Genomic DNA, 23,405 nt, shown 5'->3' on the forward strand with positions numbered 1-23,405 from the left:
CCAGCCGACCCTCCCTCCGACGATCTTGGACTTATCGATCGACGATTCGGGACAAAAGTTCTCGACCAGTCCAAGATCGTCGGGGGAGGAGACGCAGCAGCAGGGCGAGGGTGGCCAGCGCGCCCAGCCCGGCGGGCGCGGCGGCCAACCAGTTCACCTCGCCCCCGGTGACCACCGCCGAGCCGAGCACGGCGTAACCGACCGCGGTGGGCGCCGCGGCGAGCACACTGCCGACCAGGAACGGTGCCAGCCGCGCCCCGGTGGTGCCGTAGCCGTAGCTGACCATCCCGAACCCGCTGACCGGCAGCAGCCGTACCGTCATCACGCCCAGCACACTGTGCGTACTGAACCAGCCGTCCAACCGGGCCAGCCGTTCGCGTACCCGCCCGCCCGGTGCCCGCCCGGCGCCGAGCTGGCCGGTCACGAACTCGCGACCCAACCATCGGCCGACGGCGAATCCGATCAGCGCGGCGAGCGCGGCGGCGGCCAGGCTGTAGCCGGCACCGGCTACCGGGCCGAACAACGCGCCCCAGGTCAGGGTGATGAACGTCCGGGGCACCAGCGCCACCAGCAGCACCGCTCCGGCCAGGATGGCGACGACCGGGGCCGCCGGGCCGAGCCCGTCGGTCAGCCGCCCCACGGCGGCCGGATCGGGGCGGGGGAGCAGCAGTACCAGCAGGCTGCCGAGGCCGATCCCGGCGACGAGTACGGCGAACCGGGCGGTCCTCGGCCGGCGCAGCGCCCGGCCAAGCCGGCGGATTCGCGATCCCCGGTCGAGCGGATCCGGTGCCGATCCCGGTGTCATGCCCGCAGCGCGGCCATCCGCTCGGCGCGCAGCCGGTCGGTCCAGATGTCGTTGAGCGGAGGCAGGCTGGCCGCGCCGATCGCCCAGCGCAGCAGCAGATCCGCCAGCGCGGGGTTGCGGGCCAGGGCGGGACCGTGGGCGTACGTACCGAGGATGTTGCCGCGCCACGCTCCCTCGCTGGCACCGTCGTTGCCGACCCCGGCGGTGACCCGGGCCAGCGGTGACACCCCGTTGCCGAGATGGGTACGCCCGCCGTGGTTTTCGAACCCGCTGAGCGCGGGCAGCCCGAGCCGGGGATCGATGTCGCCGGCCAACTCGCCGACCGCCCGGCTGGGGCCGCGGTCGGAGTGCAGGTCGAGCAGCTCCAGCCCGGCGCACCTGGCGCCCTTGGCGAAAAACGACGAGCCGAGCAGTTGGTAGCCGGCACAGACCGCGAAGATCACCGAACCCTGGCCGACGGCCCGGTGCAGGCCGCCGTCGGCGCGCAGCCGTTGGGCGGCGAGCGCCTGCGGGCCGTCCTCGCCGCCGCCGAGCAGATAGATGTCGGCCGCCTGGGGAACCGGCTGGTCGGAACGGATCTCGGTCAGCTCGACCGGGATGCCGCGCTGCTGCGCCCGGCGGGCCAGGATCAGCAGGTTTCCCCGGTCGCCGTAGGTGGACAGCAGGTCCGGGTAGAGCCAGACCAGGCGCAGCACACTGGGGCCGCCGCCGAAGGACGGGCCGATGGCCGGGAACGACTCAGTTGACACGGTCCAGCTCCGCTCGGATGTCCTGGAATGCGGTGTAGTTGGCGATGACCTCCAGTCGCCCCGGCGGTACCGAGGCGATCGCCGCGTTCAGCGACGGCACGTGCATGAACGGTACGTCGTTGATCTCCAGCCGGACCGCCAGGTCGAACGCCCGGTCCCCGGTGATCAGCACCTGACGTCCGCGCAGCGGGGCGAAGTCGACGTCGAACAGCCAGGAGGTGTCCAGCCCGTCGGGGTCGCGGGCGTTGATGGACAGCAGCGTGGGTGCCTGCTCGGCCATGTCGAACGCCTCCAGCCAGCTGGCCGGGTTCTTCGCCAGCAGCAGCCGGATGGTGCGTCCGTTGCGGACGACCTGCGCGTATCGGCCGGCGACCGAGGTCACCACGGCCAACCGGGAGACCGCGTCCACCGGGCGTACGCCGAATTCGGCGGCGACGGCCAGTGCGGTGGCCGCGTTGCCGATGTTGACCTGGCCGGGCAGCTGCAGCACGACCTTGTGCCAGGCGCCGGTCGGGTCGATCACGCCGTCCTCGTCGACGACCCACTGCGGTTGCGGCCGGCGCAGCGGGCAGCCGGCGCACCACCACTGGTCGGCCGAGCGCTCGATCGCCGAGCCGCATTCGGGGCAGACCCACGAGTCGTCGTGCCAGCGCTGCCCGGCACTGAACCAGACGACCCCGCCGGCGGCGGTGGCCGCCGCCCACACCACCATCGGGTCGTCGGCGTTGGCGACCACCCGGACCTCGGGGTGCTCGGCCAGCGCCTCCCGCCACAGCTGGGCCATCATCGCCACTTCCTTGGCCCGGTCGAGCTGGTCGCGGGAGAGGTTGAGCAGGGCGACCACCCGGGGCGTGGTGGCCTCGAGCACCTGGGCGAGGTAGTGCTCGTCGACTTCGAGCACCGCGTACGGGGTGGCGCCGGCCTTGGCCAGCGCGGAGGTGTGCCCGGTCGGCATGTTGGCGCCGTAGGAGTTGGTGGCGACCCGACCGAGGACACCGACGGCGGCGGCGGCGAGCCGGGTGGTGGTGGTCTTGCCGTTGGTGCCGGAGACCAGTGCGATGGCCCGGCCGGCGGCGAGATGGGCCAGCAGTTCCGGGTCGATCTTCAGGCCGATCCAACCGCCGATCACCGATCCGTCGCCCCGTCCGGCGGCCCGCGACAGCGCCGCGGCGGTGCGGGACACCGAGCTTGCCACCTTTGCCCGCAGGGGCATCTTCGCGTCCGTCACGCGAGCGAGGTTACCGGACCTCATCGAGGCCGGATCGGTCCTGTCAGATGTCGCCCGCCCGCTCCGCCACTTCGTCCCTCCACTTCCCTCCACCATCTCCACTTCGCTCCACCATCGCGACCGCCGGCGGCTGACGGTGTGGGTGTCAATTCGGGTGTAGCGCTACGAACCGGCCGTGGCTGGCATCCGCTGGTGCCGATTCCCTACCGCTTGTCGGAAAGCGGACCCGCCGTGGCCGGCTCCGCCCCTCCACTCGGCACCACCCCGGTTGACGTGCGGTTTTGCTGAGAAGGCGGGCGTGTCCGTGCCGCGATTCTGGTTGCAGGTGGAGGGAAGTGGAGTAGAGTGGGGCGCAATGGCGGGGCCGGGAGGGCCCGCCGGCCCGGGGGATGCGGCACCGCGAATGCCGCGAAGGGCAAGGGGGGTTGGGCCGTGTTTCTCGGCACCCATACTCCGCGCCTTGACGACAAGGGCCGGTTGATCCTTCCAGCCAAGTTCCGGGACGAGCTGGCGGGAGGTGTCGTGATCACCAAAGGGCAGGAGCGTTGTCTCTACGTGTTCCCGACGCCCGAGTTCCAACGGATCGCGGAGCAGCTCAAGGCACAACCGATGACGCACAAGGCGGCGCGGGCCTACAGCCGGGTCTTCTTCGCCAGTGCGCATGACGAGGTGCCGGACAAGCAGGGCCGGGTCACCATCCCCGGGCACCTGCGGGAGTACGCCGGACTCGGCCGGGACCTCGTGGTGATCGGGGCCAGCAGCCGGGTGGAAATCTGGGACAGGCAGGCGTGGGAGACCTACCTCTCCGAAAGCGAGGACGACTTCGCGGACATCGAAGAGGGGGTGCTGCCCGGCGGACTGTAGGGCAACGGACGGCCGAACGGCCCGGCCGGGCAGCCGGGCGTCGGTGACTGCCGCGACAGTCGCCGGTCGGCACCGGTCGCCCGACGTACCGCGAGATCTCCAGCCGCTCCCGCACCTGGCGCCACTTCCCCGGCGCCAGGCGTGTGTTTCCGGCGTCGGCTCCGGCCGGCGGGAGCAGAGCGGATGGGGATCTGGCGGTACGACGAGGCGACGTACGCAGCAACCGGGCACAAGACGGCAGGCGGGCCACTGGGGGTCGACATGGGGGAGCTACGCGGTACCCACGTACCGGTGTTGCTTGAGCGGTGTCTCGAGCTGCTCGCCCCCGCGCTCGACCGCGGCGACCGGCCGGCGGTCCACGTCGACGCGACGCTCGGTCTCGGCGGGCACGCCGAGGCGGTGCTGGCCGCGCATCCGGCGGTCACCCTCGTCGGGCTGGACCGTGACCGCGAGGCGCTGGCACACGCGCGGGCCCGGCTGGCCGCGTACGCGGACCGGATCCACCTGGTCCACGCGGTCTACGACGAGCTGCCCGAGGTGCTCGACCAGCTCGAACTGTCGGTGGTGGACAGCGTGTTGTTCGATCTGGGGGTGTCCTCGCTGCAGCTCGACGCGCCCGACCGCGGGTTCTCCTACGCCCGGGACGTCGCGCTGGACATGCGGATGGACCAGCAGGCCGGGGTCACCGCCGAGGATGTCGTCAACGGCTATCCGCCTCGCGAGTTGATCCGGGTGCTGCGTGAGTACGGCGAAGAGCGTTTCGCCAGCCGCATCGTGGCGGCGATCGTGAGGGAACGGCAACGGCGCCGGATCACCTCGTCGGCCCGGCTCGCCGAGCTGGTCGAATCGTCCATCCCGGCAGCTACCCGGCGCACAGGAGGAAACCCCGCGAAGAGAACGTTTCAGGCTTTGCGGATCGAAGTGAACGAGGAACTGGCGGTGCTGCGCAGGGCGCTGCCAGCCGCGCTGGACGCGCTGCGGGTCGGCGGCCGCCTGGTTGTCCTGGCCTACCACTCGTTGGAGGACCGGATCGCCAAGCAGACGCTGGCCGGCCGCGCGCGCAGCAGCGCTCCACCGGACCTGCCGGTCGAACCGCCCGGCACCGGTCCGACGCTGCGGCTGCTCAGCCGGGGTGCCGAGCCGGCCAGCCCGGCGGAGATCGCGGCCAACCCGCGCGCGGCGTCGGTGCGGCTGCGTGCGGCGGAACACATTGCACAGGTGGCGGTGCCCGGCACCGCCACCCCGGACACCGGCGGGGCCGCCCGCGAACGGCCCCGCCCGGTGACGGCGCTACACCAGCCCGGCGCGGCGGCGTCCGGGCGATCACGACCGGAGGGATCCGGCCGGCCGCGGCAACCGCGACGGGGCCGCGACCCGGGAGAACAGGGGGAGGGGAGATGAACGTAGCCAAGCGCGGCCGCTCGGGGCAGATCGGCCAGCGCAGCGCCGGGGCAGGCGCACCGCGGTCGGGGGGCCGGACCGCGGCGCGTCGGACCAGCCCGGTAGGGGATCGGGTCGACCCGGTGGGCGGGTACATGACCCAGGGCAGCGCGGCGTTGCAGGATCCGATCGGGATTCCTGACGAGGTTCCGCGGTCGGCCCGGCTGCGGGTGGCGCCGCCGGTGCCGGTGGCGGTGCCCCGGGCACCGTTCATCGCGATGATCCTGGTGGTCGTCGTGGGTGGGGTGCTCGGCGTGCTGCTGGTGAATACCAAGATCAACGAGAACGCCATCCGGATCGGCAACCTGGAACAGCAGCAGTCCAACCTGGACATCCAGGAACAGCAGCTGGAGAAGGAGATCGCCCAGCACGAGTCGCCGGGCAACCTGGCCGCCCAGGCCCGCAAGCTCGGGCTGGTCGAGTCCGGGCCACCGGCATTCATCCGGCTGCCGGACGGTCGGGTGATCGGCGTGCCGCAGCCGGCCACCGGCGAGCCGGCGATCACCAGCCAGGGGGCAGGGGAGTAGGCCACGGTGGCGCAACGCTCCGATCCGCCGCGCCGGGACCCGCAGGGGTCCCGGCGCGGCGCGTCCGGTACGCCGGGCAGCGCCGGACGGCGTGGTTCCGGCGGCACCACCGCAGACCAGCCCGGGCTCAGCGGGATCGCCGACGCCCGCGCCTACACCCCACGCGGGCGCACCGTGCGCGAGTCGGCCGAGCAGCGGCGGGCCGGCAGGGCCGGCAGGGCCGACCGCAGCCGTGATCCGTTCCGGCCCGTGCTCCAGGTGCTCGACGGCGGTCAGTCCCGGGAGGCCACCAAGCGGCAGCCGCGCTCCACCGACGGCCAGTCGCGTTCCGGTGGCCAGTCGCGTTCCGGCGGGGGGTCGCGCGCCGGCGCGGCGGAGTCCCGTGCCGCCGGTACCACCGGGCGGACCGCTGGTGGACGTACCGCCGGTGGCCGGACCGGCCGGGACGCGGCGCCCGCGCGGTCGCGGCGCGCGGTGCCCACGCGCACCCGGGCGATGCGACCCGCGCGCCGGGTCCTGCCCCGGCTGGCCGACCCGCGCCGGCGGCTACGGCTGGGGACGTTCCTCACCCTGAGCATGTTCGTGGTGATCGGCATCCGGCTGATCGTGCTGCAGGTCGTCGACGCACCCGCCTACGCCGACGGCGGTGTCCGCGACCGGGTGACCGCCCCGGTCGTCGTACCCGCCCCGCGGGGCAGCATCTACGACCGTACCGGCGCCGTGCTGGTGCACAGCGTCGCCGCCCGCTTCGTCTACGCCGATCCCACCCAGGTGGCGGATCCGCAGGCCGCCGCCGACGCGCTGTCGCCGCTGCTGGGGGTGCCACGCTCGCAGCTGGTGGAGCGACTCGTCCCACAGGACCGGCTCGACGGCCAGCCGTCCAGCTTCGAGTGGCTCGCCCGGGGCGTGGACATCGAGGTCGCCGAGCAGGTGCTGGCGCTGGAGCTGGCGGGCATCGGCGTCGACTACGACGAACGCCGCGAGGTGCCCGGCAACGACCTGGCCGCCAATCTGCTCGGCTTCGTCGGTGACGACATGATCGGCCTGGAAGGGCTGGAAGCGCGCTACGACGACGTGCTGCGCGGCGTCAACGGCCAGCGCATCGTGGAGAAGGGCAACCGAGAGCTGCGGGTCGCCGAGATTCCCGGCGGCTACCGACAGGAGACCGAGGCCAAGCCGGGCAGCTCGATCGTGCTGACCATCGACCGTGACCTGCAGTACGAGGTGCAACGGATCCTGGGCACCATGATGGAACAGCGCGGTGGCAGCGGCGGTGTCGCCGCCGCGGTGGTGCTCGACGCGCGCACCTTCGAGGTGCTGGCCCAGGCGAGCCACCCCTCGTACAACGCCGCGAACTGGTGGGACAGCGATCCTGCCGACCGGCAGGACATCGCCACCGCGTTCACCGTCGAACCCGGCTCGGTGCACAAACCGCTGGTGTTCGGCGCGGCGCTGGAGGAGGGCCTGATCGAGCCGGACAGCACGGTCGACCTCGCCCCGGCGATCCGCAAGGGCGACACCACCTTCCGGGACACCCATCCGGTGGCTGCGGGCACCGCCACCACCCTGGCCGGGATGATGGCCTACTCCTCCAACGTCGGTACGATCAAGATCGCCGACCTGCTCGGCCCACAGCGGCTGCACGACTACCAGGAAGCGTTCGGCCTCGGCCGGGCGACCGGGGTCGGACTGCCGGGCGAGGCCGGCGGGCGGGTGCTCCCGGTCGACGAGTGGAGCGACTCGTCGTACGGCTCGGTGCCGCTGGGGCACAGCGTCGACGTCACCCCGCTGCAGTTGGCGGCGGCGTACGCGACGATCGCCAACGACGGCGTCTACCGGCAGCCCCGCCTGGTCCGCGAGACGATCGACGAGCACGGCGTCCGGACCCCGGCCGAGGCACCGACCACCCGCCGGGTACTCAGCGCCGACAACGCCGCCGCGTTGCGGACCGTCATGGAGGCCGTCACCACGATCCCGGACGCCACCGGCACGGCCGCCGCGATCGCGGGCTACCGGGTGGCCGGCAAGACCGGCACCGGCCGGCGGGTCGTCGACGGCGCACCGGTGCCCGGCGAGGTCGCCTCGTTCATCGGCATGGCCCCGGCCGACGACCCGCGGTACGTGATCGCGGTGGTCGCGCACACCCCGGGCGGTGGCGGCGGGGACGTGTCCGCACCCGCGTTCCGCGACATGATGCGGTTCACCCTGCTGCACTACCGGGTGCCGCCGACCGGTGCCGAGGCGCCCAGCTTCGTGGTACATCCGTGAGCGCCGGCTCGTCGGGCGTACCGGCCGGGACCCGCCCGTACGGCGGGACTCACCCGTACGGACGAAACGCCCGGCGATGCGGCGCGAGCGGTACGCCGCTGCGCGGACCCGGCACGCGGACCGGGTAGGGTCTAGCGCCGTGCCCGGCAATCCACGACCCCGCACCAACCGTCCCGTCTCGCTCGCCGAACTCGCCGTGACGCTGGCGATCCCCCCACCAGGCGGCGACGATCCGCTGGTCAGCGGGATCACCCATGCCAGCGGCGAGGTCCGACCGGGTGACCTGTACGCCGCCCTGCCCGGTGCCCGCCGCCACGGTGGCGAGTTCGTGGCCGCCGCCGCCGCCCGGGGGGCGGTCGCGGTACTCACCGATCCGGCCGGCGCTGACGCCGCCACCGCAGCCGGCCTGCCGGCGCTGGTGGTAGACGATCCCCGGGCGGCGCTCGGGCCGGTCGCCGCGACCGTCTACGGCGAGCCGAGCAAGCGGCTGGCCATGGTCGGCCTGACCGGGACCGCCGGCAAGACCTCCACCGCGTACCTGATCGAGTCGGGTCTGCGGGCCGCCGGCCGCACCACCGGCCTGATCGGTACCGTCGAGACCCGCCTCGGTGACCTCGTGGTGTCCAGCGCGCGGACCACCCCGGAAGCCACCGACCTGCACGCGATGCTCGCGGTAGCGGGCGAGCGCGGCGTGGAGGCCGTGGTGATGGAGGTGTCCAGTCACGCGCTGGCGCTGGACCGGGTGGGTGGGGTGCGCTTCGCGGTCGGCGGGTACACCAACTTCGGCTCCGACCATCTGGACTTCCACGCCGACGCCGCCGACTACTTCGCGGCCAAGGCCCGGCTCTTCGACGGTCGGTGCGCGGTCGAGGTGCTCAACTTCGACGACCCGGCGCTGGTGCCGCTGCGCAAGCCGCACACCGTCACCTACTCCGCGGCCGGCGACGCGGCGGCCACCTGGCGGGCCGCCGCCGTCAGCGACGACGGCTACCGGCAGCATTTCATCGCCGTCGGTCCGGCCGGCGTCTGTCTGGAGGCCGGCGTCGGCCTGCCCGGGCGGCACAACGTGGCCAACGCGTTGCTGGCGATCGCGACCCTGGTGGCGCTCGGGGTCGATCCGGCCACCGCCGCCGCCGGTGTGGCGGCCTGTCCCGGGGTGCCCGGCCGGCTGGAGCGGGTCACCGCCCCCGGTCCGGTGCTCGGGATCGTCGACTACGCGCACAAACCGGACGCGATCGTCGCCGCGCTCGCCGCGCTGCGTGGGCTCAGCGACGGCCGTCACGGCCGGCTCATCTGTGTGATCGGCGCCGGCGGTGACCGGGACCGCGGCAAGCGGTCGACCATGGGCGCCGCCGCCGCCAGGGGTGCCGACCTGGTCATCGTCACCGACGACAACCCGCGCACCGAGGACCCGGCGGCGATCCGTGCCGAGGTACGCCGCGGTGCCGACACCGAGCCCGACGCCGCTGTGGTGGAGATCGCCGGGCGGCGGGCCGCGATCGACGAAGCGGTCCGGCTGGCCGGGCCCGCCGACGTGATCGCCCTGCTCGGCAAGGGACACGAGCAGGGACAGGAGATCGACGGAGAGATTCAGCCGTTCGACGACCGGATCGAGTTGGCCGCCGCCCTGACCACGCGGTTCGCGGCGCTGGTGGGACAGTCGTGATCCCGCTGACGCTGGCCGAGGCGGCCGACGCCGTCGGTGGGCACCTGCGCGACGCCGATCCGACGGCCCGGATCACCGGTCAGGTGGAGTTTGATTCGCGCAAGATCGGGCCTGGTGGCCTGTTCGTCGCTTTCCCCGGGGAGCAGGTCGACGGCCATGAATTCGCGGCCGCGGCGGTGGCGGCCGGGGCCGTCGCGGTGCTCGGCACCCGGCCGGTCACCGGCGCCGGGACAGCGGACGGACGAACCGCCGGTGCGGTGCCCATGGTGCTGGTCGACGACGCGCTCGTGGCAATGGCCCGGTTGGCCCGCGCGGTGCTGGACCGGCTGCCCCGGTTGACCGTGATCGGCCTCACCGGTTCCTCGGGCAAGACCACCACCAAGGACCTGATCGCCCAGCTCGCCGCCCGCCTCGGCGAAACCGTCGCGCCGGCCGGCTCGTTCAACAACGAGCTCGGCCATCCGTACACGGTGCTGCGGGCCGGCCCGGACACCCGGTTCCTCGTGCTGGAGATGGGCGCCCGTGGGATCGGGCACATCCGCCATCTCTGTGCGGTCGCGCCGCCCAGAATCGGTCTGGTGATCAACGTCGGCGTGGCGCACATCGGCGAGTTCGGCTCGGTCGACGCCATCGCCACCGCAAAGGGCGAACTGGTCGAGGCCCTGCCGCCGGACGGGGTCGCGGTGCTCAACGCCGACGATCCACGGGTGCGTCAGATGGCCGCCCGCACCCGGGCCAGGGTCGTGCTCGCCGGCGAACACCCCGAGGCGACGGTCCGGGCCGAGCAGGTGACGCTGGACCAGCGGGGACGCGCCGCGTACCGGCTGGTCACCCCGGCCGGTACGGCGCCGGTGCGGCTCGCGGTGACCGGCCGGCACCAGGTCGGCAACAGTCTGCTCGCCGCGGCCGTCGCGGGCGAGCTCGGGTTGACCGACCCGGCGGCGCTCGCGGCGGCGTTGGGTGAGCTCAAGCTGGTGTCCACCCGGCGGATGGATGTCTTCGACCGACCGGATGGCATCACCGTGATCGACGATTCCTACAATGCCAATCCGGCTTCCACCGCGGCGGCGCTGCGGTCGTTGGCCGACCTCGGCGCCGGCCGGCGCACCTTCGCGGTGCTCGGCTACCTCGCCGAGTTGGGTGACTACGAACAGCAGGGCCACGCCGAGGTGGGGCGGCTCGCGGCGGAACTCGGCGTACACCGCTTGCTGGTGGTGGGCGAGCCTGCCGCGCCGATCCACCGGGCGGCGGCTGCGGTAGCGACGTGGGAAGGGGAATCGGTGCTGGTCGCCGATCAGCAGTCAGCCATCGAGCTGCTCCGCCGGGAGTTGGCCGACGGTGACGTGGTGCTGGTGAAAGGGTCGCGGTACCGCACCTGGGACGTGGCCGACGCGCTGCGCGGGGACGGTGCGCTGCGCGGGGACGGCGCCGGGGAGGCGACGGCGTGAGGGCGGTCATCGTCGCAGCGGCCGTGGCGTTCCTGGTGTCGCTGTTCGGCACCCCGGTCGCCATCAAGGTCTTCACCCGGCTCAAGGCCGGTCAGCCGATCCGGGCCGAGGGCCCGGCGATGCACCAGGGCAAGAAGGGCACGCCCACGATGGGCGGCGTGGTCTTCATCGTGGCCACCGTGATCGCCTACGTCGCGGGTCACCTCGCCCTGACCACCCTGCCGGAGCAGCAGATCGCCCAGATCGGGCCGACCATCACCGCGTTGGTCCTGCTCGGCCTGCTGGTCTTCTCCGGCGCGGTCGGCTTCCTCGACGACTTCCTCAAGGTCCGCAAACGCAACAGCGCCGGTCTGAACAAGCGCGGCAAGCTGCTGGGCCAGATCCTGGTCGGGGCGGTGTTCGGTATCATCGCGCTCTATTTCCCGAGCACCATGGTGGACGCCACCGGCGGGCCGACCAACACCGAGACCGTCGGCAGCACCACCATCTCGTTCATCCGCGACGTCGACGCCCTCGACGTCGGCAAGGCCATCTCGGTGATCATCTTCATCCTGGTGGTGATGGCGACGACCAACGGGGTCAACCTCACCGACGGACTCGACGGGTTGGCGACCGGCGCCTCGGTGATGGTGCTCGCCGCGTACGCGCTGATCGCCTTCTGGCAGTACCGGCACTGGTGCGCCGATCCCAACTACACCGCCCGGTACTGCTACGAGGTCCGCGATCCGTTGGAGATCGCACTCATCGCCGGCGCCGCGGCCGGTGCCTGCGTCGGATTTCTCTGGTGGAATACCTCCCCGGCGCGGATCTTCATGGGTGACACCGGGGCGCTCGGTCTGGGCGGCCTGATCGCCGGCATGGCGATGGCCACCCGTACGATGCTGTTGCTGCTGATCATCGGCGGGTTGTTCGTCATCATCACCATGTCGGTGGTGATCCAGATCATCTCGTTCCGGACCACCGGCAAGCGGGTTTTCCGGATGTCACCGCTGCAGCACCACTTCGAACTCGCCGGCTGGAGCGAGGTCAACATCGTGGTCCGGTTCTGGATCATCGCCGGTATCGGGGTGGCGATCGGACTGGGCCTGTTCTACAGCGAATTCCTCGCGGTGATGGGTTAGCGCGGGTAGCGCGGGTTACGGACGCGGTAGCGACGGTCGCGACACGCGGAAGGACCGTCGTTTCCCGGCCGGGTGGCCCGCAGCGCCGATGATGGGCCGATGGGGAGGACCAGAGGCCGCCCGGATGGGCGCTGACTCGGCCCGGCCGGCCACCGCAGGCGGCGCGGCCGGCGGTGGGGCCACCGGCGGTGACGCCACCGTGGGCGTCGCCGCCGGTGCAGCGACCGGTGGTCCCGCGACCGGTGGTCCCGCGACCGCTGGCGGCGTGGCGGCGAAGGACGCCACCGCGGCGGCGGTGCTCGCGCCGGCGGCGGCGTCCGGCTCCGTCGTGTCTGGTCGGCCCGGCGGCTCGCCGCAGTTCGATCTGGTCGGCGGCTTCGCCGCGCTGCGCGGCCTGCTGGCCCGCCCGCTCGCCTCGTACTATCTGCTGATCTTCAGCAGCGGCTTGCTGCTGATGATCGGGTTGACGATGGTCTTCTCGGCGACCAGCGTGAAGGCCTACATCACCGATGGCAGTGCGTTCAGCGTGCTGAGCCGGCAGGCGACGTTCGCGGTGATCGGCCTGGTCGCGTTCTGGATCTGCCAGCGGCTTCCGGTGCGTACCTTCCGGGCCACCGGCATCCTCGTGCTCGGCGCTTCGGTCGCGCTGCTGCTGGTGCTCAACGGACTGCTGCTGCTCGCCACGGTGGCCGGCTGGGAGACGGCCCGGGTCGGGCCGATCGAAGCCGAACTGCTCTGGCTCTACTTCGGGTCGTTCCAGCTGCAACCGTCCGAGCTGGCCAAGCTCGGCCTGGTGTTGTGGGGCGCCGACGTGGTCGCCCGCAAGGGCGCCGACGTCGGCCAGTGGCGGGAGCTGGCCATTCCGCTGTTCCCGGTGATCGGGCTGCTGTTCCTGCTGGTGGGTTACAACGACCTGGGCACCATGCTGTGCGTCCTCGCCCTGGTGGTCGGGTTGCTCTGGGCCGCCGGCGTGCCCATGCGGATATTCGCCACGCTCGGTGGCGCCGGACTGGTCGGCATCGGGTTGTTGGTCGCAGCGGCCTGGCAGGGCGCCGGCTCGGGCGCGCTCGGCGCGGACAACTACCGACTGGCCCGGCTCACCTCGTTCTTCACACCACCGGACCAGTGCGTCGACGACTGCTACCAGGCGCTGCAGGCCAGGTACGCGATCGCCAACGGCGGCTGGTTCGGCGAAGGACTCGGCTCCAGCCGGCTCAAGTGGGGCTACCTGCCACAGGCCGAGGACGACTTCATCTTCGCCATCGTCGCCGAGGAACTCGGTGTGGTCGGCTGCTTCGTGGTACTGGCGCTGTTCGCGGTGCTGGCGTACACCGGGTTGCGAATCGCCCGGCGGGTCGACGACCCGTTCCGCCGGCTCGCCGCGGCCGCGGCGGCCACCTGGCTGATCAGCCAGGCGGTGATCAACATCGGCGGGGTGGTCGGCCTGCTGCCGATCACCGGCATCCCGTTGCCGTTCATCTCCGCCGGTGGCAGCGCGTTGGTGGTGACCCTGGCCGCCGTCGGCATGCTGGCCTCGTTCGCCCGCGCCGAGCCCGACGCGGCCCGGGCGCTCAACGCCCGCCCGCCGGCACCGTGGGTACGGCTAGTCTGGGCTCCGTTGCCACCGCTGCCACGCCGGCGGCACCCGGCCAAGCCGAGGATGGCGCCGGCGCCGACACGGTCCTCGCCGGCCGCCGGTCGTCCCGGCGGGGCGGGCGCTTCCGGCGGTTCGGTGCCGCCCCGCGCACCGACCCGGCGCGGCAGGGGCTAACCTACCCGGCGCGGGCGCGCCCCGGCCGGTGGTGCGCGCAGCCGCTGTCGAACGCACCGGCCCGCGCCCCCGCCACGCCCGTGGTCCGCCGAGTCGAGCGAGAGGAGATGCTGATGGGTCCGCTGCGGTCGGTGGTGCTGGCAGGTGGAGGGACCGGCGGGCACATCTACCCGCTGCTCGCTTTCGCCGACTGCCTGCGCCGGCACGACCCGAGCGTCCGGATCACCTGCCTCGGCACCCCGAAGGGCCTGGAGAACGAGCTGATCCCACCTCATGGTTACGATCTGCGGCTGATCCCCGCACACCAGCTGCCTCGGTCGGTCAACATGAACCTCGTGCGAACCCCGGACCGGATGTTCAAGGCCGCCCGCGCCGCCGGCAAGGTCATCGACGAGGTGCGGGCCGATGTCGTGGTGGGCTTCGGCGGGTACGTCTCGGTGCCGGCCTACCTGGCCGCGTGGCGCCGGGAGATGCCGATCGTGGTGCACGAGGTGAACGTGCCACCGGGGGTGGCCAACCGGATGGGGATGAAATTCACCAAGCACGTGGCGGTCGGCTTTCCGCACCAGCCGATCCAGGCGGAGTCGCTGCGTAGCGCCCGGGTGGTCGGGGTGCCGCTGCGCCGGTCGATCACGGCGCTGGACCGGCCGGCCAGCCGGGAGGAGGCCCGTACCCACTTCGGGTTGCGTCCGGACCTGCCGACGATCTTCGTCTCCGGGGGTTCGCAGGGGGCCCGGTCGATCAACCTCGCGGTTTCCGGGGCGGCGAAGGAACTCGCCCGCCACGGCGTCCAGGTGCTGCACGCCATCGGCGCGCGCAACGAGCCGGTCTCGGTACCCAACGATCTACCGGCGCCGTACGTGACCCTGCCGTACCTGTCGCAGATGGAGCTGGGATACGCCGCCGCTGACCTGATGGTGTGCCGTGGCGGCGCGATGACCTGCGCCGAGGTGGCCGCCATCGGCCTGCCGGCCGTCTACGTGCCGTACCCGCACAGCAACCAGGAGCAGAAACGCAACGCGCTGCCGGTGGTCGAGGCCGGTGGCGGCCTGCTCGTGGACGACGCCGAGTTGACCCCGGCCTGGATCGAGCAGGTCGTCGTCCCGCTGGCGCGGGACCCGCAGCGACTCGCCACGATGGGTGCCGCGGCTGCCGCGTACGGCCGCCGCGACGGCGACGAGGCGCTGCTCGACTTCGTCTACGAGGCGGTGTCCCGATGACCCGCTACGGAGGTGACATGTGAACACCACCGAGTTCGCGCCGGCCGGCACGCTCACCGCAGAGGACCTGGGCACCGTCCATCTGATCGGCATCGGCGGGGTCGGCATGAGCGGGCTGGCCCGGCTGCTGCTCACCCGCGGCATCCCGGTGACCGGTAGCGAGCTGCATGACTGGCCGTCCTTGGCCGGGCTGCGGGCCCTCGGCGGCACCATCCACGCCAGCCATCAGGCGGCCAACCTGGACGGGGTGGACACGGTCGTCTACTCGACCGCGATTCCCGCCGACCATGTGGAGCTGGCCACCGCCCGCGAGCGTGGGCTGCGGGTGCTGCACCGCTCCGAGGCGCTGGCCGCCGCGATGACCGGCCGGCGGACGATCGCCGTCGCCGGTACGCACGGCAAGACCACGACGACATCCATGGTCACCCTGACCTTGCAGCAGGCCGGGCAGGATCCGTCCTTCGTCATCGGCGGGGAGATCTCCGAGGTCGGCTTCAGCGCCCAGCACGGTACGGGCGACTACTTCGTCGCCGAGGCCGATGAGAGCGACCGGTCGTTCCTGCTCTACCGTCCACACGTGTCGATCGTCACGAACATCGACGCCGATCACCTGAACACGTACGGTGACCTCGCCGGGCTCGCCGCCGGGTTCGCCGAGTTCGCCCGGCTGACCGACCCGGACGGATTCGTGGTGACCTGCGCCGACGACGCCGGCACCCGACAACTGACCGAGTCGCTGCGCGACGAGGGACGCACGGTCCACACCTACGGCGAGTCCGCCGATGCCGACCTGCGGCTGTCGGCGATCTCCTCGGACGCCCGGGGGGTGCGCTATCTGGCCACCCTGGACGGCGAACCGCTGGGCGAGATCCGGCTGCCGGTGCCCGGGCGCCACCTCGGACTCAACAGTGCCGCGGCGGTGCTCACCGCGGTGCGGCTCGGTCTGCCCTACGGCGCGGCGGTGACCGCGCTCGGCGCGTTTCCCGGGGTGCGCCGTCGGTTCGAGCGCAAGGGTACGGCCGCCGGAGTCACCGTCTACGACGAGTACGCGTACCACCCGACGTCGATGACCGCCGCGCTGCGGACCATGCGGGAGGTGGCCGGCGACGGCCGCCTGGTGGTGGTCTTCCAGCCGTACCGGGTCTACCGGACCCGCGATCTGCAGGCCGAGCTCGCCGCCGCACTGGCGATCGCGGACGAGGTCGTCGTCATGGAGGTGTTCGGCCCCGGCGAGTTGCGCGAGCCGGGCCAGGGCGGGGTGGCGCTGACCGCGGCGGTGCCGTTGCCGGACGAGCGGAAGGTCTTCGTCCCGTCCTGGCCGGACGTATCGGCGGAGGTGGTGCGCCGGGCGCGGCCGGGAGACCTGGTGGTGACGATGGGCGCGCCACCGATCTCGTTGCTCGGCGACGAGTTGCTGGCCGCGTTGGATACTGCGGCGCCCGGGGCGGCGTGACGCCGCCGTCCGGTCCGGGCGCGACAGCCCGGACCCGGCGGTGGCGGCTGGTGCGGGCCGGCCGTGACGCGGTACCCGCCTCGGCGCGACGCTTCATGCGCCGGGCCCGCCAGCGGCGGCTGCGTGCCGCCCTGCCATGGGCACTCGTGGCCGGGCTCGTCGTGGTGACCGTGCTCGGCTGGTGGGTGGTGTCGGCCACGTCGCTGTTCGGAGTGCGCCAGGTGCGGGTCACCGGCACGGCCGTGGCCAGCGAGCAAGAGGTACGCCAGGTGGCGGACGTGCCGCTGGGCGTACCGCTGGCCAGGGTGGATCCGGCGGAGGTGGCCGGCCGGGTCGCCGGCCTGCCCGCGGTGGAGCGGGTGGTGGTCAGCCGTGACTGGCCGCGTACACTCGTGATCACCGTGGTGGAACGGGTACCGGCCGCGGTGGTGCCGCGGTCGGACAGCTTCGTCGTGGTCGACGCCGCCGGTGTGGCGTTCCAGGAGGTGGCCGTGCGGCCGGCGGAGTTGCCGCTGATCCAGCTGGCCACGCCCGAGGTCGATCAGGCGTTGGTGCGCGATGCCGTCGCGGTACTCGACGCGCTGACCGCCAAGCTGCGCGAGGCGCTGGTCGCGCTGGAGGTCGCCGGTCCGTCCGCGATCGAGTTGCGGCTGACCGACGACCGGCGGGTGATCTGGGGCGACGCCACGGAGAACCCGGTGAAGGCGCAGGTGGCGGACGCGCTGCTGGACCAGGAGGGGAACGTCATCGACGTGAGCGCCCCGGACGTGGTGACGATCCGCTGACCCGCGGGGCATCCGCGTGATTTCAGGACGGGTCGGCCCAGAAGGTACATTACGGTGTGCCGCAGTCGGCTCAGTCCGGCCCTGCGGGCGACACGCCGTCGTGGTCCTTGGATCGCGCCGTACGTGCGCATACGTTGCCCCGAGAGGTTCAGTGGTTGACATAACCCTAAGCCTCTAGTAGAGGGTGAGGGTTCCGCCCTCGCTCTCGTGCACCTAGGGTCTGTCCTCCGTGGTCCCACTCGGGTCAGGTCAGGCCGGCGCCCGCCGATCTCGAAGGGAAGGCACCCCGATGACACCTCCGCACAACTACCTGGCGGTCATCAAGGTCGTCGGCATTGGCGGCGGCGGCGTCAACGCCGTCAACCGGATGATCGAGGTCGGCCTCAAGGGCGTGGAGTTCATCGCGATCAACACCGACGCCCAGGCGTTGCTGATGAGCGATGCCGACGTCAAGCTCGACGTCGGCCGGGAGCTGACCCGAGGGCTCGGTGCCGGTGCCAATCCGGACGTCGGCAAGAACGCCGCCGAGGACCACCGCGACGAGATCGAAGAGGTTCTCAAGGGCGCGGACATGGTCTTCGTGACCTGCGGCGAGGGTGGCGGCACCGGCACCGGCGGGGCACCGGTGGTCGCCAACATCGCCCGCAAGCTCGGTGCGCTGACCATCGGCGTGGTCACCCGGCCGTTCTCCTTCGAGGGCAAGCGGCGGCAGGTCCAGGCCGAGGCCGGGATCGAGGAGCTGCGTAACCAGTGCGACACCCTGATCGTCATCCCCAACGACCGGCTGCTCGCGCTCGGCGACCGGGGGATCAGCATGATGGACGCGTTCCGTCAGGCGGACCAGGTGCTGCTCTCCGGTGTGCAGGGGATCACCGATCTGATCACCACGCCAGGTCTGATCAACCTGGACTTCGCCGACGTCAAGAGCGTGATGAGCGGTGCGGGCAGCGCGTTGATGGGTATCGGCAGCGCCCGTGGCGAGAACCGGGCGGTCGAGGCGGCCGAGGCGGCCATCTCCAGCCCGCTGCTGGAACAGAGCATGGACGGTGCCCGTGGCGTGCTGCTGTCCATCGCCGGTGGCTCCGACCTCGGGCTGTTCGAGATCAACGACGCGGCTCAGCTGGTCACCGACGCGGCCCATGCCGACGCCAACATCATCTTCGGGGCGGTGATCGACGACGCGCTGGGCGACGAGGTACGGGTGACCGTCATCGCCGCCGGGTTCGACGGCGGGGCTCCGGCGTACAAGCCGGCCGAGTCGCGCAATCCGGTCTCGCCGGCGGCGCCTACCGGCCCGGCCGTACCGCCGGCGCAGCCGGCACCCACACCGCCCACCCCGCCATCGCGGCGGGTGCTCTTCGACGACGTCGACGTGCCGGATTTCCTGAAGAACGGCTCCTGACCGGATGACCGACCGGCGGGCGGAGCTCGCGGACAACCTGACCCGGGTCCGCGCCCGGCTGGCCTCGGCGGCAGCCACCGCCGGCCGCGATCCGGCGGGCATCACGCTGATCGCGGTGACCAAGACCTACCCGGCGACAGACGTGCGGCTGCTGGCCGAGCTCGGCGTCACCGACATCGGGGAGAACCGTGACCAGGAGGCCGCGCCGAAAGCGGCCGAGCTGCGTACGGACTCCGCCATGCCGCCGCTGCGCTGGCACTTCATCGGCCAGCTGCAGCGCAACAAGTGCCGGTCGGTGGCCGGCTACGCCGATGTGGTGCAGTCGGTGGACCGGGTCTCGCTGGCCCGGGCGCTCGGCACGGCGGCCGGTCGGCTGCGGGATCGCCCGCTCGCAGTCCTGATCCAGGTCAGTCTGGACGGGGCGACCGGCCGGGGCGGGGCGCTGCCCTCCTCGGCGGATCCCGAGCACGGCTTCTGGCCGGTGGTCGAGGCGGTTCTGGCCGAGTCCGGATTGCGACTCGACGGAGTGATGGCGGTGGCCCCGAGTGAGCAGCCGGCCGGGCCGGCGTTCGCCCGATTGGCTCAGGTGTCCGCGCAGCTCACCGCGCAGGTGTCCGGGGCGTGCGCGATCTCTGCCGGGATGAGTGGCGACCTGGCGGAGGCGATCGCGAACGGCGCGACACAGGTGCGGATCGGCAGTGCCTTGCTCGGAAACCGACCAAGGCTACGGTAGCCTGGCGGCGGACACCAAACTACATCAGTGTTGTTCGGGCCCTCCCCTGTCGTCGGGGGTCGACGCCTGGGGCCCATGTGCCGCAGGCCAGGAGAGGTGTTCCGGACCGGTGGGCACTGCAGTGTTCACGCGCGACAGCGGCACGCACGGGGGCGCGTGCCGCACGGCGGACGGAGGGGCGCGGCATGGGTGCACTGCGCAAAGCGGGGGTCTGGCTGGGCCTGGTCGAGGAGGACGACGACCGGGGCTACGACGACGATGCGTACGACAAGGGCGGATATCGTGAGTCGCGGTATCGCGACAGCAGGTACGTCGACGAGTTCGCCGACGACGAGGAACCGGACGAGCCGCCACCACGCGCCCGTACCGTGGAACGGCTACGTCCGTCGGACCGGTTGCACGCACGGGTCGCTGAACGTGAGCGACGACTCGCGGAACGCGAAACCGAATCGGCCGACGGCGATCGGGTCGAGCGGTCCAGTGTGCGTTCCATCACCCGAACCGGCAACGACGCCGCGCCGGCCGCCGCCTTCCCGACCCGGGACAACCTGGCGTTGGCACCGCAACCGGTGGTCCGGGAGCGGGTGGTGGTCGCCGAGGAAGAGCAGCGGTACCAGATCACCACACTGCACCCGACGACCTACCGGGAGGCCCGCACGATCGGTGAGCACTTCCGCGACGGCACTCCGGTGATCATCAACCTCACCGAGATGGACGAGGCGGATGCCCGCCGTCTGGTTGATTTCGCTGCCGGTCTGGCGTTCGGTCTGCGCGGTACCATCGAGCGGGTGACCAACCGCGTGTTCCTACTCTCGCCGGCCAACGTCCAGGTCACCGCGGAGGACAAGGCCAAGATTGCCGAGGGTGGGTTTTTTAGCTTGAGCTAGCCCTGACCGAGGACCTTGTCTGCCGTGTTGTCGATCTTGTTCCAAGTCCTGTATCTGCTTCTGTACGTCTTTCTGCTCACCCTGTTGGCGAGGTTCGTCCTGAGCGCGGTGCTGCAGTACGGGCGGCGCTGGCAGCCGGGGCGCGGCGCCGCCGCAGGAATGGAATCGGTGTGGAGCGTCACTGATCCCCCCCTTAAGGCGTTGAGGCGGGTGATCCCACCACTGCGAATTGGTACCGTGAGCTTCGACCTGGCCTCCCTTGTGCTCCTGGTTATCCTGTTCGTGCTGATCACGTTCGTGGTGGAGCCGCTGATCAGGGCAACCAACTGACCGGCGCGCTACGCGGCCGCAACTGACCCGAGGAGTTTCGATGCCGCTAACCCCGGCCGACGTCCACAACGTCGCCTTCAAGAAGCCCCCGATAGGCAAGCGGGGGTATGACGAGGAGGAGGTCGACGCCTTCCTGGACGAGGTCGAGCGTGAGCTCGCCCGTCTGATCGAGGAGAACAACGAGCTGCGCGCCCAGGTGGAGCGCGGCGGTCGGGGTGGACCGCCCGGACCAGGTGCCGATCCACGGATGGCCGCCGAGCTCAACGACCTCAAGGCGCAGCTCGACCGCATCCAGCGGGACAAGGCCGCCGCTGAGCAGGCGGCACGCGCGATGCAGGCCGAGCTCGAGCAGGTCAGGTCGACCGGGGGCCCGCCGGGCGTCGGCGGCGTCGGCGGCGACGGTGAGCAGCAGGCGTTGCGGGTGCTGATGATGGCCCAGCGCACCGCCGACGACCACCTCTCCGACGCCCGGCGCGAGGCGGACAAGCTGCTCTCCGACGCGCGCACCAAGGCCGAGGAGGTCACCCGTGAGGCCCGGGCCAAGGCTGACGCCCTCGAGCGTGATGCCCGCCAGCGTCACCAGGAGGCGATGGGTGGTCTGGACGCGAAGCGCACCGCACTGCAGAAGCACATCGAGGAGCTCAAGCAGTTCGAGCGTGAGTACCGCACCCGGCTCAAGGCCTACCTGGAGAGCCAGTTGCGTGACCTGGACGGCCGCGGCCAGGGACTGGAGGCCGAGATGGGTCGGGGAGGCGAGGGCGGTCGTTCCGCCAGCGGTTCCGGCGGTCTGGCCGCTGCCGGTCTGGCCGGTTCCTACGGCGGTGGCCGGTCCAGCGCACTCGAGGCGGGACGCTGAAGCCCTGCCTGTACGGGGGGCCGACCAGCAACGATGCGGCGGGGGTGAGCCGTGATAGTCGCAAGCCTGTTGCTCATCCTCGTCGCTGTCACGCTGCTCGTACTCGGCCTGGTCGGCGGATCCAGCGCGTTGCTGGTCGGCTCGATCGTGGCCAGTCTGCTGGCGGCGGTCGCGTTGGTGGTGGGTGCCCGGCAGGCGGCGACGGCGCGATCAGCCGGTGCCGAGCCCGGCACGACCGCCGGCGGCTGGCGCGAGCGTGACACCACCGTGGCAGCGACGGAGTCGGACCGATCCGCGTGGTACGGGTCCGATCAGCTGCCGCCGACGGCCGATGAACCGGTCGACGCCGGTCGACGCGTCGCGCTCGACGATCCGCCCGCCAGCGTCGACACCGCCAGCGTCGACACCGCCGGAGCCGACACCGCCGACGAGGATCCACCGGACGAGCCCGCCGCCGAGGAGACCAGCGAGGTGGACGCCGCCCTGGTAGCACGCATCGACGCCGAGGTGGTCGTGGTGGACGGCCGTCCCAGGTACCACCGGGCGGTCTGTGTACATCTGCTCGCCCGGCAGGGTGAAGCGCTGCCGGTACGCGAGGCGATCGAACTGGGGTTCACTCCGTGCAGCCTGTGCGAGCCGAACAGCGTGCTGCTCGCCGAGTCCGGTCGGGTCTGACCGGGCACCCGTGTCACCCTCCGAGTCCCGCCGCCCGGCCCGCCCGGATGCCCGCCGCCCGGCCCGCCCGAACACGGGCGAGGTCGCGGTCGATCTGGTGATCGCGGTCCGGGTGAAACCAGCCGCCGCACGTGGCCGAGTCGGTGGGAGCCACCCCGGCGTACACGGCCCGGCGCTGGTCGTCGCCGTGACGGCGCCGCCGGTGGACGGCCGGGCCACCGAGGCCGCCCGCCGCGCGCTGGCCGCGGCACTGGACGTAGCCCCTCGGCGGGTGTCGCTGCGGACCGGAGCCGGTAGCCGCGACAAACTGTTCGTCGTCGCGGTGGACCCGGGTGACCCGGCGGGGACACGGCGACTCTCCGACCGGCTCGACCAACTGCGCGCTGGCTGAGCGCTGGCTGAGCGCTCCAATATATTTCATTATATCGGGGTTTATCTGTCCTATTGGGTCTCGGTGGGACAATCGTGGTATTCGGCGTGCTGTGGTGCGCCGTTGTTGTCGGATGTCTTCACGTTCCGTATCCTTGCGGTTCTCCGGAGTGTGCAACGGATCTGTTGTACACCCGTTTTGTGCTTTGGGAGCAGCATGGCCACGGTGACGGAAGCAGCGAACAGGTCGTACCGGGAACACCCGGGTGCGGCCGGTCGCCGCGACCCGTTCCAGCTGCCAGCGCCGCAGGGATCCCAGACAGGCACCGCCGACCGCCGCGCTGCTGGGCGCGGCTGAGGGAGCGACGATGGCGAAGTCAGCTGAGACGAAGACCGCCGCCCGCCGGCCGGCCGGACGGACGGCGCGTAGTGCCGCCGAGACTGCCAAGATCCAGTCCGCGCTGCAGGCCCGCTGGGACGAGTTGCGTACCGAGTATGATCAGACGTTGAGCGAGATCACCGAGCTGCAACGGGAACGGCTGACCGACTCGGCGGGCGACGACCAGGCCGACACCGGCACCAAGACGTTCGAGCGGGAACAGGAGATCTCCCTCGCCAAGAGCATCCTGGAGCGCATCAACCAGGTGGAGCGGGCGCTGGAGCGGTTGCGGGAGGGCAACTACGGCTGGTGCGAGCGGTGCGGCACGGACATCCCGGTCGAACGGCTCGCGGCCTTTCCCTCGGCGACTCTCTGCGTGGCCTGCAAGCAGATTGAGGAGCGACGTTAGCGTTGCGGCGCCGACGTGCA

The 23,405-nt window shown here is 71.9% G+C and carries 22 protein-coding genes; 19 read left to right on the plus strand and 3 right to left on the minus strand.

Features of this window, described 5'->3' with window-relative positions; genetic code table 11:
• Positions 1-31 precede the first annotated feature (31 nt).
• Genes ACN27F_RS30270 through ACN27F_RS30280 form a run of 3 tightly spaced genes read right to left on the minus strand, consistent with a single transcriptional unit; the run spans position 32 to position 2,767 of the window.
• Entirely contained in the window at positions 32-805 is a 774-nt protein-coding gene (locus ACN27F_RS30270) for a TVP38/TMEM64 family protein (protein WP_421438878.1), read from the minus strand.
• Positions 802-1,500 carry a type 1 glutamine amidotransferase gene (locus tag ACN27F_RS30275; protein WP_421440548.1) on the minus strand — a complete coding sequence of 233 codons (699 nt, stop codon included), beginning with the start codon at positions 1,498-1,500 and terminating at the stop codon, positions 802-804. Before ACN27F_RS30275 ends, ACN27F_RS30270 begins: the two co-directional genes overlap by 4 nt.
• 43 nt (positions 1,501-1,543) lie before the next feature.
• Positions 1,544-2,767, minus strand: coding sequence for a MurT ligase domain-containing protein (locus ACN27F_RS30280; protein WP_421440550.1), 1,224 nt, complete (start codon positions 2,765-2,767; stop codon positions 1,544-1,546).
• A 447-nt stretch (positions 2,768-3,214) separates the two neighbouring features.
• Between ACN27F_RS30280 and mraZ the strand changes: the two genes are divergently transcribed.
• From mraZ to ACN27F_RS30375, 19 genes are all read left to right on the plus strand, one after another.
• Positions 3,215-3,646, plus strand: coding sequence for a division/cell wall cluster transcriptional repressor MraZ (gene mraZ, locus ACN27F_RS30285; RefSeq protein WP_421438879.1), 432 nt, complete (start codon positions 3,215-3,217; stop codon positions 3,644-3,646).
• A 261-nt stretch (positions 3,647-3,907) separates the two neighbouring features.
• Positions 3,908-5,047 (plus strand): 16S rRNA (cytosine(1402)-N(4))-methyltransferase RsmH, encoded by a 1,140-nt coding sequence (gene rsmH / locus ACN27F_RS30290; protein WP_421440551.1) that lies wholly within the window; start codon positions 3,908-3,910, stop codon positions 5,045-5,047.
• The gene (locus tag ACN27F_RS30295; RefSeq protein ID WP_421438880.1) at positions 5,044-5,613 is read left to right on the plus strand and encodes a hypothetical protein; all 570 of its coding nucleotides are present in this window, start codon (positions 5,044-5,046) and stop codon (positions 5,611-5,613) included. Before rsmH ends, ACN27F_RS30295 begins: the two co-directional genes overlap by 4 nt.
• Before the next feature lie 6 nt (positions 5,614-5,619).
• Positions 5,620-7,881, plus strand: a complete 2,262-nt coding sequence (locus ACN27F_RS30300) for a peptidoglycan D,D-transpeptidase FtsI family protein (RefSeq protein ID WP_421438881.1) — start codon at positions 5,620-5,622, stop codon at positions 7,879-7,881.
• 76 nt (positions 7,882-7,957) lie between these two features.
• Complete coding sequence (locus ACN27F_RS30305) at positions 7,958-9,547, plus strand: UDP-N-acetylmuramoyl-L-alanyl-D-glutamate--2,6-diaminopimelate ligase (protein WP_421438882.1); 1,590 nt, start codon at positions 7,958-7,960, stop codon at positions 9,545-9,547.
• On the plus strand, positions 9,544-10,995 hold the full coding sequence (locus ACN27F_RS30310) for a UDP-N-acetylmuramoyl-tripeptide--D-alanyl-D-alanine ligase (RefSeq protein WP_421438883.1): 1,452 nt from the start codon (positions 9,544-9,546) through the stop codon (positions 10,993-10,995). Before ACN27F_RS30305 ends, ACN27F_RS30310 begins: the two co-directional genes overlap by 4 nt.
• A complete protein-coding gene (gene mraY / locus ACN27F_RS30315; protein WP_421438884.1) occupies positions 10,992-12,116 on the plus strand; it encodes a phospho-N-acetylmuramoyl-pentapeptide-transferase in 1,125 nt (374 codons plus the stop codon). Before ACN27F_RS30310 ends, mraY begins: the two co-directional genes overlap by 4 nt.
• A gap of 124 nt (positions 12,117-12,240) precedes the next feature.
• Positions 12,241-13,887 (plus strand): FtsW/RodA/SpoVE family cell cycle protein, encoded by a 1,647-nt coding sequence (locus tag ACN27F_RS30320; RefSeq protein ID WP_421438885.1) that lies wholly within the window; start codon positions 12,241-12,243, stop codon positions 13,885-13,887.
• Positions 13,888-14,000: 113 nt separating this feature from the next.
• Positions 14,001-15,107 (plus strand): undecaprenyldiphospho-muramoylpentapeptide beta-N-acetylglucosaminyltransferase, encoded by a 1,107-nt coding sequence (gene murG / locus ACN27F_RS30325; RefSeq protein ID WP_421438886.1) that lies wholly within the window; start codon positions 14,001-14,003, stop codon positions 15,105-15,107.
• 19 nt (positions 15,108-15,126) lie between these two features.
• Positions 15,127-16,560, plus strand: a complete 1,434-nt coding sequence (murC, locus tag ACN27F_RS30330; protein WP_421438887.1) for a UDP-N-acetylmuramate--L-alanine ligase — start codon at positions 15,127-15,129, stop codon at positions 16,558-16,560.
• Between the two features lie 50 nt (positions 16,561-16,610).
• Positions 16,611-17,345: a cell division protein FtsQ/DivIB gene (locus ACN27F_RS30335; RefSeq protein WP_421438888.1), complete on the plus strand. Its 735-nt coding sequence runs from the start codon at positions 16,611-16,613 to the stop codon at positions 17,343-17,345.
• A gap of 289 nt (positions 17,346-17,634) precedes the next feature.
• Entirely contained in the window at positions 17,635-18,747 is a 1,113-nt protein-coding gene (gene ftsZ / locus ACN27F_RS30340) for a cell division protein FtsZ (protein WP_421438889.1), read from the plus strand.
• 4 nt (positions 18,748-18,751) lie between these two features.
• Positions 18,752-19,480: a YggS family pyridoxal phosphate-dependent enzyme gene (locus ACN27F_RS30345; RefSeq protein ID WP_421438890.1), complete on the plus strand. Its 729-nt coding sequence runs from the start codon at positions 18,752-18,754 to the stop codon at positions 19,478-19,480.
• 185 nt (positions 19,481-19,665) lie between these two features.
• Positions 19,666-20,367, plus strand: a complete 702-nt coding sequence (locus ACN27F_RS30350) for a cell division protein SepF (protein ID WP_421438891.1) — start codon at positions 19,666-19,668, stop codon at positions 20,365-20,367.
• A 24-nt stretch (positions 20,368-20,391) separates the two neighbouring features.
• Positions 20,392-20,697: a YggT family protein gene (locus ACN27F_RS30355; RefSeq protein WP_282228229.1), complete on the plus strand. Its 306-nt coding sequence runs from the start codon at positions 20,392-20,394 to the stop codon at positions 20,695-20,697.
• A gap of 40 nt (positions 20,698-20,737) precedes the next feature.
• Positions 20,738-21,553 (plus strand): DivIVA domain-containing protein, encoded by an 816-nt coding sequence (locus ACN27F_RS30360; RefSeq protein WP_421438892.1) that lies wholly within the window; start codon positions 20,738-20,740, stop codon positions 21,551-21,553.
• Between the two features lie 51 nt (positions 21,554-21,604).
• A complete protein-coding gene (locus tag ACN27F_RS30365) occupies positions 21,605-22,228 on the plus strand; it encodes a hypothetical protein (RefSeq protein ID WP_421438893.1) in 624 nt (207 codons plus the stop codon).
• Positions 22,229-22,322: 94 nt separating this feature from the next.
• Positions 22,323-22,619 carry a DUF167 domain-containing protein gene (locus ACN27F_RS30370; RefSeq protein ID WP_421440553.1) on the plus strand — a complete coding sequence of 99 codons (297 nt, stop codon included), beginning with the start codon at positions 22,323-22,325 and terminating at the stop codon, positions 22,617-22,619.
• A 346-nt stretch (positions 22,620-22,965) separates the two neighbouring features.
• Entirely contained in the window at positions 22,966-23,385 is a 420-nt protein-coding gene (locus ACN27F_RS30375; protein WP_421438894.1) for a TraR/DksA family transcriptional regulator, read from the plus strand.
• The last annotated feature ends 20 nt before the right edge of the window (positions 23,386-23,405 follow it).

The sequence above is a fragment of the Solwaraspora sp. WMMB335 genome (genome assembly GCF_049179075.1).
GTDB lineage: Bacteria > Actinomycetota > Actinomycetes > Mycobacteriales > Micromonosporaceae > Micromonospora_E.

Bases quoted from the DNA above. Each gene is read 5' to 3' on its own strand.
- ACN27F_RS30295 (WP_421438880.1), top strand. From the start codon at position 5,044: ATGAACGTAGCCAAGCGCGGCCGCTCGGGGCAGATCGGCCAGCGCAGC.
- ACN27F_RS30270 (WP_421438878.1), bottom strand. From the start codon at position 805: ATGACACCGGGATCGGCACCGGATCCGCTCGACCGGGGATCGCGAATC.
- rsmH (WP_421440551.1), top strand. From the start codon at position 3,908: ATGGGGGAGCTACGCGGTACCCACGTACCGGTGTTGCTTGAGCGGTGT.
- ACN27F_RS30305 (WP_421438882.1), top strand. From the start codon at position 7,958: ATGCGGCGCGAGCGGTACGCCGCTGCGCGGACCCGGCACGCGGACCGG.
- ACN27F_RS30320 (WP_421438885.1), top strand. From the start codon at position 12,241: ATGGGCGCTGACTCGGCCCGGCCGGCCACCGCAGGCGGCGCGGCCGGC.
- ACN27F_RS30360 (WP_421438892.1), top strand. From the start codon at position 20,738: ATGCCGCTAACCCCGGCCGACGTCCACAACGTCGCCTTCAAGAAGCCC.
- ACN27F_RS30280 (WP_421440550.1), bottom strand. From the start codon at position 2,767: ATGCCCCTGCGGGCAAAGGTGGCAAGCTCGGTGTCCCGCACCGCCGCG.
- ftsZ (WP_421438889.1), top strand. From the start codon at position 17,635: ATGACACCTCCGCACAACTACCTGGCGGTCATCAAGGTCGTCGGCATT.
- ACN27F_RS30345 (WP_421438890.1), top strand. From the start codon at position 18,752: ATGACCGACCGGCGGGCGGAGCTCGCGGACAACCTGACCCGGGTCCGC.
- murG (WP_421438886.1), top strand. From the start codon at position 14,001: ATGGGTCCGCTGCGGTCGGTGGTGCTGGCAGGTGGAGGGACCGGCGGG.
- ACN27F_RS30350 (WP_421438891.1), top strand. From the start codon at position 19,666: ATGGGTGCACTGCGCAAAGCGGGGGTCTGGCTGGGCCTGGTCGAGGAG.
- ACN27F_RS30375 (WP_421438894.1), top strand. From the start codon at position 22,966: ATGGCGAAGTCAGCTGAGACGAAGACCGCCGCCCGCCGGCCGGCCGGA.